Origin of the sequence: Streptomyces sp. NPDC047841, assembly GCF_040704085.1 — a bacterium.
Taxonomy (GTDB): domain Bacteria; phylum Actinomycetota; class Actinomycetes; order Streptomycetales; family Streptomycetaceae; genus Streptomyces; species Streptomyces argyrophylli.
In genome coordinates, this window is record NZ_JBEYRP010000011.1 from 238,869 (window position 1) to 250,402 (window position 11,534).

Sequence of the window (11,534 nt, forward strand, 5' to 3'; positions counted from 1 at the left end):
GGCCGCCGCCGGCCGTGGGAGGGCCGGGACCTGCCCGGGCCCCCGCCACACGGCCTCCGCGCCCGTGGCACGGGTGCGGCCGGTGCCGGCGACGTGACCGGAGTCTCGTAGCTTCCGCCGAACACACCCATGGCGCTGGCCTGCACGAATCGCCAGTAGACTCTGGACACGTGACTCCTGCGCCCGCCAAGCCCCGCATCCCGAACGTCCTCGCCGGACGCTACGCCTCCGCCGAACTCGCCACGCTCTGGTCGCCCGAGCAGAAGGTGAAGCTGGAGCGCCGGCTCTGGCTCGCCGTGCTGCGGGCCCAGAAGGACCTCGGCATCGAGGTGCCGGACGAGGCCATCGCCGACTACGAGCGCGTCCTCGACACCGTCGACCTGGCCTCGATCGCCGAGCGCGAGAAGGTCACCCGGCACGACGTGAAGGCCCGGATCGAGGAGTTCAACGACCTCGCCGGGCACGAGCACGTGCACAAGGGCATGACCTCCCGCGACCTCACGGAGAACGTCGAGCAGCTGCAGATCCGGCTCTCTCTGGAGCTGATGCGCGACCGTACGGTGGCCGTGCTGGCGCGCCTCGGCAAGCTCGCGGGCGAGTACGCCGAGCTGGTCATGGCCGGCCGCTCGCACAACGTGGCCGCGCAGGCCACCACCCTCGGCAAGCGGTTCGCGACCGCCGCCGACGAGCTGCTCGTCGCCCACGGCCGGGTGGAGGAGCTGCTGGCCCGCTACCCGCTGCGCGGCATCAAGGGCCCGGTCGGCACCGCGCAGGACATGCTGGACCTGCTGGGCGGGGACGCGGCGAAGCTGGCCGAGCTGGAGAACCGGATCGCGCGGCACCTGGGCTTCTCGCAGGCGTTCACCTCCGTCGGCCAGGTCTACCCGCGCTCGCTGGACTACGAGGTCGTCACCGCGCTGGTGCAGCTGGCGGCGGCCCCCTCCTCGCTGGCCAAGACGATCCGGCTGATGGCCGGGCACGAGCTGGTCACCGAGGGTTTCAAGCCGGGTCAGGTCGGCTCCTCGGCGATGCCGCACAAGATGAACACCCGCTCCTGCGAGCGCGTCAACGGCCTCATGGTCGTCCTGCGCGGCTACGCCTCGATGACCGGCGAGCTGGCGGGCGACCAGTGGAACGAGGGCGACGTGTCCTGCTCGGTGGTGCGCCGCGTCGCGCTGCCGGACGCCTTCTTCGCCCTCGACGGCCTGCTGGAGACCTTCCTGACCGTCCTGGACGAGTTCGGTGCCTTCCCGGCCGTCATCGCCCGTGAGCTGGACCGCTACCTGCCCTTCCTGGCCACCACCAAGGTGCTCATGGGGGCCGTGCGGGCCGGTGTCGGCCGCGAGGTCGCCCACGAGGCGATCAAGGAGAACGCCGTGGCCACCGCGCTCGCGATGCGTGAGCAGGGCGCGGAGCGCAACGACCTGCTCGACAAGCTCGCCGCCGACGAGCGGCTGCCGCTCGACCGCGAGCAGCTGGCCGCGCTGATGGCCGACAAGCTCTCCTTCACCGGCGCCGCCGCCGACCAGGTCGGTGTGGTCCTCGGCCGCGTCGAGGAGATCGTCAAGCAGCACCCGGAGGCCGCCGGCTACACCCCGGGAGCGATCCTCTGACCGGCACACCCCGCTCACCGCGCTTCACCAAGGCGGAGCTGGAGGCCGCCCGCGACCGTCTCGTCCCGGACGTGGTCGCGGACGGCCTCCGCGTGCTCTTCTGCGGCATCAACCCCGGGCTGATGACGGCCGCGACCGGCCACCACTTCGCCCGCCCGGGCAACCGGTTCTGGCCGGTGCTGCACCTGTCCGGCTTCACGCCCCGGCTGCTGAAACCCGCCGAGCAGCGGGAGTTGCTGTCGTACGGCCTCGGCATCACCAACGTGGTGGCGCGGGCGACGGCGCGGGCCGACGAGCTGACCGCCGAGGAGTACGTCGAGGGCGGGCGGCTGCTGACCGAGAAGGTGACGCGGCTGCGGCCGGGGTGGCTGGCCGTGGTCGGCGTGACCGCCTACCGGGCCGCCTTCGGTGACCGCACGGCCCGGGTCGGTCCGCAGGAGCGGACGATCGGGGACACCCGGGTGTGGGTGCTGCCCAACCCCAGCGGACTGAACGCGCACTGGACGGCGGCCACGATGGCGGAGGAGTTCGCCCGGCTGCGGGAGGCGGCGGGCGCGCCCGGTCACGGCGGGTCGGTCTCCGTCACTATCCCGAGCAGCTGAAACGGCAGCTCCCTGTCCCACTGGGACACACCGAGGGCGATCCAGCGGCCCGTCTCCGGCGCCCGCCACAGGTGGACGTCGGGGACGTGGCCGCTGAGCCCGGCCCAAGGCTCCGCGATGTCCTCGCCCGCCACCGTCCGTTCGAGCACGCTGTACAGGCTGAACCGCTGTGGCCGGCCCCAGCGCTCCCCCAGCCGCTGCGCGAGGCCGTCCCGGTCGGCCTCGTACTGCGCCTCCGTCTCCTCCCGTGCGCTGCCGTCGCCCTCCCAGAACTCCTCGCTCGTCCGTAAAGCGGCTATGTGGTAGCCGGGCCCGCTCTCACCGTGCTCCGTCCTGCCGTGCGCCGACGGGAACGCCCGGGCGCACAGCAGGTCGATGAGGGTCAGGCACTTCGCGATGTCCATGGGATCCAGTAAAGCGGGGGGCACTGACAATTGGCGGTGCGTCAGTCAGGCGTCCCTGCGCCGCACGCACCACCCGCCCGCCACCAGGGCGGTCACCGCCCACAGCGCGCTCACCGCGAGCCCGCTCCAGGGGCCGAGGGTGCCGTCCCAGGTGCTGTGCAGGGCGACTTGACCGGCCCGGTCGGGGAGGAAGTCCGCGGCGGAGCCGGACAGATCGCCGACGACGAAGGAGACGATCAGCAGGAACGGGATCAGCACGGAGAGGGTCGCGACGGCGCTGCGCAGCACGGCCGCGAGTCCGGCGGCGAACAGGGCCATCAGGGTCAGGTGCAGGCCGCAGCCGACGGCGCCGCGCACGCCCTCGCTCCAGCCGGGAGCGGACGCGCCGAGCACCGCCCGGCCCACCAGGAGCGTGACGAATCCGGTGAGCAGCCCGACGGCCAGCGCCGGCAGCGCGATCGCCACCGCCTTCGCGGCGAACCAGCGCCCCCGGTCGGGCACCGCCGAGAGCGTCAGCCGCAGCGCGTCGCCCCGGAACTCCGACGCGACAGCCGTCGTACCGAAGGCGATGGCGGCGATCTGCCCGAAGTTGACGCCGAAGAACACCGAGAACAGCGGGTCGGCGTCGTCGGTGTCGGTCGCGGCCAGCGCCGAGAACGCGACGGTGGCCACGAGGACCGCGGCGAGGGCCCCCAGCAGCGAGCGCAGGGTACGGATCTTGATCCACTCGGCGTGGAGCGCGGGTACGAAGGACATGCTCAGGTCTCCTGGCGCTGGGCGGTGAACTCGGCCTCGGCCGCCGTCAGATCGAGGTAGGCCTCCTCCAAGGTGGCCTCGTGGGCGGACAGTTCCAGGACGGGGACGCCTGCCTCGGACATCAGCCGGCCCAGGTCGTCCACGCGCGCGTGCCGTACCGTCCAGGTCCCGTGCTCGTCCCTGGAGGCGTCGTGGCCGTGCCGGGCGAGGAGGTCGCCGAGGGCGGCGGGGTCGGTGGTGCGGACGCGGACATGGGGCCGTACGCGCGCGTGGATGAACTCCCGCACCGGTGTGTCGGCGAGCAGGCGGCCCCGGCCGAGGATCAGCAGGTGGTCGGCGAAGGCGGCGGTCTCGCCCATGAGATGGCTGGAGACCAGGACCGTACGGCCCTCGGCGGCGAGCCGGCGCAGCAGCGTGCGGATCCAGACGATGCCCTCGGGGTCGAGTCCGTTGGCGGGCTCGTCGAGCAGGACGACCTCGGGGTCGCCGAGCAGAGCGGCGGCGATGCCGAGCCGCTGGCGCATGCCGAGGGAGTACGTCCGTACCCTGCGCCGCGCCACGGTGGCCAGGCCGGTCTCCTCCAGGACCGCGTCGACCCGGCGGGCCGGGAGGCGGTTGCTCGCGGCGAGGGCCAGCAGGTGGTCACGGGCGCTGCGGGAGCCGTGCGCGGCACCCGCGTCGAGCAGGGCGCCCACCCGGCGCAGGGGTTCACGCAGCCGGGGGTAGGGGTGGCCGCCGATCGTGGCGGTGCCGGCGGTGGGCCGTTCGAGGCCCAGGACGAGGCGGAGGGTGGTGGATTTTCCGGCGCCGTTGGGGCCGAGGAAGCCGGTGACCCGGCCGGGACGCACACGGAAGGTGAGGCGGTCCACCGCCCGCCGGCCGCCGTGCTCCTTGGTGAGGTCCCGTACGTCGATGCTGGTCATGGCAACAGCCTGGCCCGGAGCGGCGATCGGCTCCTCCCCCGCCGGTGGAGACCGTCTCCCCCGTGCGGGGGAGGTCCGTTGTCGGTGCCGCCTGCCACGATGGGGCCATGGTCCGCCTTCTGCGCCCGCTGCTGCGCGGGACGACGTACACGCGCCTGCTGCACCTGTGGGTGCCGATGCTGGTGGTCAGCGTCTGGCTCTTCGTCGTCCCGTCGGCCCCCTGGGTGCCCGCGCTGTTCCTCCTCCCGCTCGGTCTGGTGCCGGCGGTGCGCCGGGGCGAGGGTGTGCAGGCGCGGCTGCTGCTCACGCCCGGCGAGGCGGAGCCGGGCATCTCCGAGGCGCCGGCCGCGACCTGGCGGGACCGGCTGCGCACGGTGCTGTGGCTGGAGCTGCGGATGCTCCTCGGCGCCGTGACCGTGTTCGCCTCGGTGTGGCTGCCCGTCCTCAGCTTCGAACTGGCGCGGTGTGCCTGGGGCGGGGTGCCGGCCGGGGTGCCGCTGCTGGACCGGTTGCCGGCGCACCGCGCCTGGGCGCTGCTGGCGCCGCTGCCGCTGCTCGCCCTGTACGGGCTGGTCGTCGGGTTCGGGAAGCTGGTCACCGCCGGTGCGCGCCGGCTGCTCGGACCGTCGTCGGCCGAGCGGCTGGCCGCGCTGGAGGAGCGCACCGAGCAGTTGCTGGAACGCGCGCGGATCGCGCGGGAGTTGCACGACTCGATCGGGCACGCCCTGACGGTGGCCGTGGTGCAGGCGGGCGCGGCGCGCGCGGCGCGCGATCCGGAGTTCACCGACCGGGCGCTGGGGGCCATCGAGGAGACCGGCCGGGCGGCGCTGGAGGATCTGGAGCGGGTGCTGGGCGTGCTGCGGGAGGCCGAGCGGCCGGTGAGCGCGCGGCCCACGCTGGCCGACGCGGGCCGGCTGCTGGAGTCGGCGCGGGCCTCGGGGGCGAAGGTCGACGCCGAGGTGACGGGTCCGGTGGAGGCCGTGCCGGGCCCGGTCTCCCGCGAGGGCTACCGCATCCTCCAGGAGGCGCTCACCAACGTGCTGCGGCACGCGGGGGCCGTGCCGGTGCGGGTCCGGGTCGCGGTCGGCGACGGGACGCTCGCCCTGGAGGTCCGCAATCCGCTGCCGGGAGCGGTACCCGGCCCCGGCCGGGGCAGCGGCCTGCGGGGCATACGGGAGCGGGCCGCGCTGCTCGGCGGCACCGCCCGGACCGGCCCGGACGAGGGCGACTGGCAGGTTCGCGCGGAGCTGCCGGCCGGCTGATCTACGCTGGCCGGATGCCGGTCACCGTACTCCTCGTCGACGACGAACCCCTGGTCCGCGCGGGTCTGCGGGCCGTGCTGGAGGCGCAGCCCGACATCGAGGTGGTGGGCGAGGCGGCGGACGGCGCGGCCGTCATCCCGCTCGTGCGGCGACTGCGGCCGGACGTGGTCGCCATGGACGTACGGATGCCCCTGATGGACGGTATCGAGGCCACGCGCGCGGTGCTGCGCACCGTTGCGGAGCCACCGAAGATCCTGGTGGTGACCACCTTCGAGGACGACGAGTACGTGTACGAGGCGCTGCGCGCGGGCGCCGACGGGTTCCTGCTGAAGCGGGCCCGCCCGGCCGAGATCGCGCACGCGGTGCGGCTGGTCGCGGAGGGCGAGTCGCTGCTGTTCCCGGCGTCCGTACGACGCCTCGCCGCCCGGTACGGCGACGGCGCCCGGCCGGCGCGGACCGTGCTGGAGCGTGCCCGGCTCACCGAGCGGGAGGCCGAGGTGCTGCGGCTGATGGCCCGGGGGCTGTCGAACGGGGAGATCGCCGCCCGGCTCGTGGTGGGCGCGGAGACGGTGAAGTCTCATGTGAGCGCCGTGCTGGCCAAGCTCGGCGCGCGCGACCGCACCCAGGCGGTGATCGCGGCCTACGAGTCCGGGTTCGTGGAACCGGGGTGACCTGGGGCCTCCGTTTTGGATCACGCCGGGCTCGCGGGCGGGACCGGGCACTCGCCGGGGCGGACCGGGCCGAGTACGATCCGCCCAACACGCCCGCGAGCTGGGAGGACGGACGGTGGGGCAGCTGACCGGTGGCGATCCCTCGCTGCTGCGAAGGATCAATTCCGCGGTGGTGCTGCACGCGCTGCGCGCCACGGACTGCGCGACGCTCACCGAGATCACCCGCGTCACCGGACTGTCCCGGCCGACCGTGGAGGGCGTCGTGGAGGGCCTCATCGAGGGCGGCCTCGTCGTGGAGGCGGCGGCCGAGGACGGCGCGCGGCGACAGGGCCGGCCCGCCCGGCGGTTCCGGTTCCGGGCCGAGGCGGGACACCTGCTGGGCCTGGAGATCGGTCCGCACCGGGTCGCCGCGCTCCTGTCCGACCTGGACGGGCGGGTGCTGGGCGCCCAGGCCAAGGAGGTCGACGAGACGGCCCCGGCGGACGAGCGACTGGACCGGCTGCGCGGCGCGGTCGCGGAGCTGCTGCGCCGGGCCGGTGTCGCGCGCAGCTCGCTGCGCGCGGTGGGCGTGGGCACGCCGGGCATCGTGGAGGCGGGCGGCACGGTCCGGCTGAGCACGGCCCTGCCGCAGTGGACGGGCCTGAAGCTCGGCGAGCGGCTGAGCCGTTCCTTCCGGTGTCCGGTGCTGGTGGAGAACGACGCCAACGCGGCGGCGGTCGCCGAGCACTGGAAGGGCGCGGCGAGCGAGACGGACGACGTGGTGTTCGTGCTGGCGGGGCTGAGCCCGGGGGCCGGTTCGCTGATCGGCGGGCGGCTGCACCGGGGCTACGGCGGGGCGGCCGGGGAGATCGGCGCGCTGCACCTGCTGGGCCGGGAGGCGAAGCCGGAGGCGCTGCTGTCCACCACCGACGAGCCGCTGCACCCGCTGGACGAGCAGGCGGTCGCCGAGGTGTTCGCGCTGGCGCGCAAGGGCGACCAGCGGGCGCGGGCGGCCGTGGAGCGGTTCATCCAGCGGCTGGTGCACGACGTGGCCGCGCTGGTGCTGGCGCTCGATCCGGAGCTGGTCGTGATCGGGGGGTGGGCGGCCGGTCTGGACGGGGTCCTGGAGCCGCTGCGGTGCGAGTTGGCCCGTTACTGCCTGCGGCCGCCCCGGGTCGCGCTCTCCATGCTGGGCGAGGCGGCCGTGGCCACGGGGGCGCTGCGCCTGGCTCTTGACCATGTGGAGGAGCAGCTGTTCGCGGTCGACGGCACGGTGACCGCACGCCGGTGAGCGGAGCGTCCGGTGGGGCGCGCTTGCCCGGTACGGCGGGTGCCGCGCGGCGGTCGTACCGAGTGTGGCGCTCGTGCCGAGTGTGGCTGTCGTACCGGGTGCGGCCCTCGTGCCAAGTGCGGCGGTCGTCCGGGCGCGGCCCTCGTGCCGAGTACAGCGGCCCTGCCGCGTGAGGCGGTCGTGCCGCGTACAGCGGTCGTGTGGCAGCCCTGCCGGATACCGCGGTCCTGCCGCTCCAGCGGTCGCGGTCCTGTCAGGTACGCCGCGGGGCCGCATCTCACCGCGGCCTCCGCCCTCGGGCCGGACGCCCGCCCGGCGTCAGGACGCTCGCTTCTCCGGGTCGTGGTGTATTTCCACCCCGGCCGACTCACCGAAGGTCAGCCGGCAGGTGTCGGCGCGGTAGGTCGCGACCGAGAGCGCCGCGGTACGGCCCTGGACGAAGAAGCGGGTGGTGACGACGAGGACGGGTGAGCCGGGGAGCCGGTCGAGTTCCTTGGCGTCGTCCGCGCGCGCGGAGCCGAGCTCGACGGCGCGGTCCTCCCCCTCCAGCGGCAGGTGCTGGAGCTCGCGCAGCACCGCACGCGCGCGTGCCGCGCCGGACGGGGCGTCGATCGCGGTCAGGCCGGGCACGGAGGCCGCCGGAATGTAGAGCAGTTCGGTGGCGACCTGCTGGCCGTGGGACATGCGGGAGCGGCGCACGGTGTGGACGGGCTCGTCCGCGCCGGTCTCCAGGGCCGCGGCGACGGCGGCGGGCGGTGACGCCTGGACGCTGTCGACGGGCTGCCAGGCGTCTCCGGCGGCGCCGGGCCAGGTGTGCTGCTCGGTGCCGACGGCCACGCCCACGCGCGGGGGCGCGACGGTCGTGCCGACCCCGCGGCGGCGCTGGAGCCGGCCCTCCAGCTCAAGCTGTTCGAGTGCCTGGCGGAGCGTGGCGCGGGCCACGCCGAAGCGGGCCGCGAGATCACGCTCGTTGGGCAGGATCTCGCCGACCGAGAACTCGGAGTCCAGTGCCTCGGTGAGCACGGTCTTCAGATGCCAGTACTTCGGTTCCGGTACCGATTCCAGCTGCGTGGTCCCCACCCTGTCCTCCGCAAGAGCCGTGGTCCGGCGGTTTTTAGCGCCCTTGTTTATTAAAGGTTGTTGCACTTCTCTGCGACGATAGGGCGGCCGTCACCCTTGGTCAAGACCAATCCTCGGTCCCCGCGTGAACAGTCGGGTGGCCCGCACGCGCAGCGTTCACGCGGCGTTCGCGTGCGGCGGTGCGTGTGACATCGCGGCAAAGCTTCCGTCGCACGACGGAGCCCCCGCCGGACGGACGACGGGGGCTCGGGCGCGCGGCGGGCGGTGGCTCAGCCGGTGAGGTGCCGCAGCTTGTCGGGGTTGCGGACGACGTAGACGGCGGTGATGCGGCCGTCGGCGACGTCCACCTGGAGGAGGCTGTCGGGCTTGTCGCCGGTCAGGAGGAGGAGGGCCGGACCGCCGTTGGCCTCCAGGAGGCGGTAGGAGATGTCCGCGGGGGCCGAGCGCGCGGCGCCGACGAGGAAGCGGCCGACCTTGTCGGCGGTGTGCAGGACGCGCACCGGCGCCTTGGCCTTGCCGCCGCTGTCGCCGACCAGCCGGACGTCCGGGGCGAGCAGGGACATCAGCCCCGCCAGGTCGCCCTCGGAGGCGGCGGCGAGGAAACGTTCGGTCAGGTCCCGGCGCCGGACGGGGTCGACCTCGTACCGGGGGCGCCGTTCCGCCACGTGCCGACGGGCGCGCCCGGCGAGCTGCCGTACCGCCGGCTCGGCGCGGTCGAGCAGCTCGGCGATCTCGGCGTACGGGTAGCCGAACGCCTCCCGGAGCACGAACACGGCCCGTTCCAGCGGGGACAGCGACTCCAGGACGACCAGGACGGCCAGGGAGACCGTGTCGGCGAGCACCGCGCGGTCCGCGGTGTCCGGTGCCGTGCCGGCGAACTCGGTGAGGTACGGCTCCGGCAGCCACGGCCCGACGTACGCCTCGCCGCGCGACCGCACCTGGCGCAGCCGGTCGATGGCCAGCCGGGTGGTGACGCGCACCAGGTAGGCGCGCGGTTCGCGGACCGTCGCGCGGTCGGCCTGGTACCAGCGCAGCCACGCCTCCTGAACCACGTCCTCGGCGTCGGCGACCCGGCCGAGCATGCGGTACGCGACCCCCGTGAGCAGGGGCCGGTGCTCTTCGAACACATCGGTCGCGAGGTCGGCGGTCACGGGTTCATCCCAGCCGACACGTCGTGCCCTGTCCACCCGGAATGCCCGGCTCCAGGAGCGGTCCGGATCACAATGACCGCGGGCGCCGGCGGGCGGCGGCCGGTGACCGTGAGGTGGGCGATGCGGTACGGGGTGCTGGGCACGGGCGAGGTGGGCCGCACGCTGGCCGGCCGGCTGCTGGAGCTGGGGCACGAGGTGACCCTCGGGTCCCGCTCCCGGGACAACCCGGTGGCGGCGCAGTGGGCGACGGCCGAGGCCGGCCGGGCGCACGCGGGGACGTTCGCGGACGCCGCCGCGGCGGGCGAGGTGGTCGTCAACGCGGTGGGCGGCCGGGTGGCGCTGGACGCGCTGCGGGCGGCGGGTGCGGAGCACCTGGAGGGCAAGGTGCTGGTGGACGTCTCGAATCCGCTGGCGTTCGAGGACGGTCAGCCACGGCTGGACCCGGTGGAGTCGGACAGCGTGGCCGAGCGGATCCAGCGGGCGTTCCCGCACGCGCGCGTGGTCAAGACGCTGAACACGGTCAACTGCCAGGTGATGGTGGACCCGCGGCGGGTCCCGGGCGACCACCACGTGTTCGTGTGCGGGGCGGACTCCGACGCCAAACAGCAGGTGACGGCGCTGCTCGGGGAGTTCGGCTGGCCGGCCGGGCGGGTGCTGGACCTGGGCGGCATCCGCTCGGCACGCGCGGTGGAGATGTACCTGCCGCTGTGGCTCGCGCTCTTCGGCCGTTTCGGCAGCGCCGACTTCAACGTCGAGGTCCGCCGGACGCGTTGAGGACCGCACGACAGGGCCGTACGACGAGGCCGTAGGGCGAAGGCCGTAGGGCGAAGGCCGTAGGGCGAAGGCCGTACGACAGGGCCGTGCGACGCGTACGAGCCTGGGGGCTACCGGTCGGTAGTAATTGCTGACAAGCTGTCTACGGCGTCTGTCAGCAGCCCAGCCGAGGAGCACCCCCATGTCCGCCACCGTCTCCTTCAAGGTCCCCACTCCGCACGGCACGCGCGATGTGAGCGTCTCCTACGCGCGCGTGGGCCGCGGCGAACCCCTGGTCCTGCTGCACGGGATCGGCCATCACCGGCAGGCCTGGGACCCGGTCGTGGACATCCTGGCCACCGAGCGGGAGGTGGTCGCCGTCGACCTGCCGGGCTTCGGCGCGTCCCCGGGACTCCCGGACGGCCTGGCCTACGACCTGCCCACCACCAACTCCGTGCTCGGCGCCCTGTTCGAGGCGCTGGAGCTGGAGCGTCCGCACGTCGCCGGCAACTCGCTGGGCGGCCTGCTCGCGCTGGAACTCGGCCGGGAGAAGCTCGTACGGTCCGTCACCGCCCTCTCCCCCGCCGGGTTCTGGTCGGAGGCCGAGCGGCGGTACGCCTTCACGGTGCTGCTCGCGATGCGGGGCATCGCCCAGCGGCTCCCGCTCCCGCTGGTGGAGCAGCTGTCCCGCACGGCGGCCGGCCGTACCGCGCTGACCAGCACCATCTACGCCCGCCCCGCGCGCCGTTCGCCGGAGGCGGTGGTCGCCGAGACACTCGCGCTCGTCGGCGCCACCGGCTTCGAGGAGACCCTGCGCGCCGGTGCCGCCGTCCGGTTCACCGACGACCTGTCGGGCCTGCCGGTCACCGTGGCCTGGGGCACCCGGGACCGGATCCTCGTGCGCCGCCAGGGCGTCCGCGCCAAGCAGCTCATCCCGCACGCCCGGCTGGTGCGGCTGCCCGGCTGCGGCCACTGCCCGATGAACGACGACCCGGCGCTGGTCGCGCGGGTCATCCTGGACGGCAGCCGCTGAGCACGGCTGACCTCCC

At 74.4% G+C, this 11,534-nt stretch carries 12 protein-coding genes; 7 read left to right on the forward strand and 5 right to left on the reverse strand.

Translation table 11 applies throughout. The features are described 5' to 3' along the window. The first annotated feature begins 170 nt into the window (after positions 1-170). Both purB and mug read left to right on the forward strand, forming a co-directional pair. Complete coding sequence (gene purB, locus AB0947_RS20260) at positions 171-1,613, forward strand: adenylosuccinate lyase (RefSeq protein ID WP_366751707.1); 1,443 nt, start codon at positions 171-173, stop codon at positions 1,611-1,613. A gap of 71 nt (positions 1,614-1,684) precedes the next feature. Then, on the forward strand, positions 1,685-2,215 hold the full coding sequence (gene mug, locus AB0947_RS20265) for a G/U mismatch-specific DNA glycosylase (protein ID WP_366751708.1): 531 nt from the start codon (positions 1,685-1,687) through the stop codon (positions 2,213-2,215). Here the strand turns inward: mug and AB0947_RS20270 are convergent. Genes AB0947_RS20270 through AB0947_RS20280 form a run of 3 tightly spaced genes read right to left on the reverse strand, consistent with a single transcriptional unit; the run spans position 2,176 to position 4,298 of the window. Next, positions 2,176-2,619: a hypothetical protein gene (locus AB0947_RS20270; protein WP_366751709.1), complete on the reverse strand. Its 444-nt coding sequence runs from the start codon at positions 2,617-2,619 to the stop codon at positions 2,176-2,178. The two genes, mug and AB0947_RS20270, sit on opposite strands and share 40 nt — an antisense overlap. Positions 2,620-2,664: 45 nt before the next feature. Beyond that, positions 2,665-3,375: an ABC transporter permease gene (locus AB0947_RS20275; protein WP_366751710.1), complete on the reverse strand. Its 711-nt coding sequence runs from the start codon at positions 3,373-3,375 to the stop codon at positions 2,665-2,667. Between the two features lie 2 nt (positions 3,376-3,377). Then, complete coding sequence (locus tag AB0947_RS20280) at positions 3,378-4,298, reverse strand: ATP-binding cassette domain-containing protein (RefSeq protein ID WP_366751711.1); 921 nt, start codon at positions 4,296-4,298, stop codon at positions 3,378-3,380. A 107-nt stretch (positions 4,299-4,405) separates the two neighbouring features. Between AB0947_RS20280 and AB0947_RS20285 the strand changes: the two genes are divergently transcribed. From AB0947_RS20285 to AB0947_RS20295, 3 genes are all read left to right on the forward strand, one after another. Continuing rightward, complete coding sequence (locus AB0947_RS20285; RefSeq protein ID WP_366751712.1) at positions 4,406-5,560, forward strand: histidine kinase; 1,155 nt, start codon at positions 4,406-4,408, stop codon at positions 5,558-5,560. A gap of 14 nt (positions 5,561-5,574) precedes the next feature. After that, the gene (locus tag AB0947_RS20290) at positions 5,575-6,231 is read left to right on the forward strand and encodes a response regulator transcription factor (RefSeq protein WP_366751713.1); all 657 of its coding nucleotides are present in this window, start codon (positions 5,575-5,577) and stop codon (positions 6,229-6,231) included. A gap of 115 nt (positions 6,232-6,346) precedes the next feature. Continuing rightward, entirely contained in the window at positions 6,347-7,501 is a 1,155-nt protein-coding gene (locus AB0947_RS20295) for an ROK family transcriptional regulator (protein WP_366751714.1), read from the forward strand. Positions 7,502-7,819: 318 nt separating this feature from the next. Here AB0947_RS20295 and AB0947_RS20300 read toward each other — a convergent pair whose 3' ends face one another. Then, entirely contained in the window at positions 7,820-8,581 is a 762-nt protein-coding gene (locus AB0947_RS20300; RefSeq protein WP_366751715.1) for a GntR family transcriptional regulator, read from the reverse strand. Positions 8,582-8,850: 269 nt separating this feature from the next. Then, positions 8,851-9,732, reverse strand: coding sequence for an RNA polymerase sigma-70 factor (locus tag AB0947_RS20305; protein ID WP_366751716.1), 882 nt, complete (start codon positions 9,730-9,732; stop codon positions 8,851-8,853). Between the two features lie 120 nt (positions 9,733-9,852). On the opposite strand from AB0947_RS20305, the gene AB0947_RS20310 reads away from it, so the two are divergent. After that, complete coding sequence (locus tag AB0947_RS20310) at positions 9,853-10,506, forward strand: NAD(P)-binding domain-containing protein (protein WP_366751717.1); 654 nt, start codon at positions 9,853-9,855, stop codon at positions 10,504-10,506. A gap of 181 nt (positions 10,507-10,687) precedes the next feature. Continuing rightward, the gene (locus AB0947_RS20315) at positions 10,688-11,518 is read left to right on the forward strand and encodes an alpha/beta fold hydrolase (protein WP_366751718.1); all 831 of its coding nucleotides are present in this window, start codon (positions 10,688-10,690) and stop codon (positions 11,516-11,518) included. The last annotated feature ends 16 nt before the right edge of the window (positions 11,519-11,534 follow it).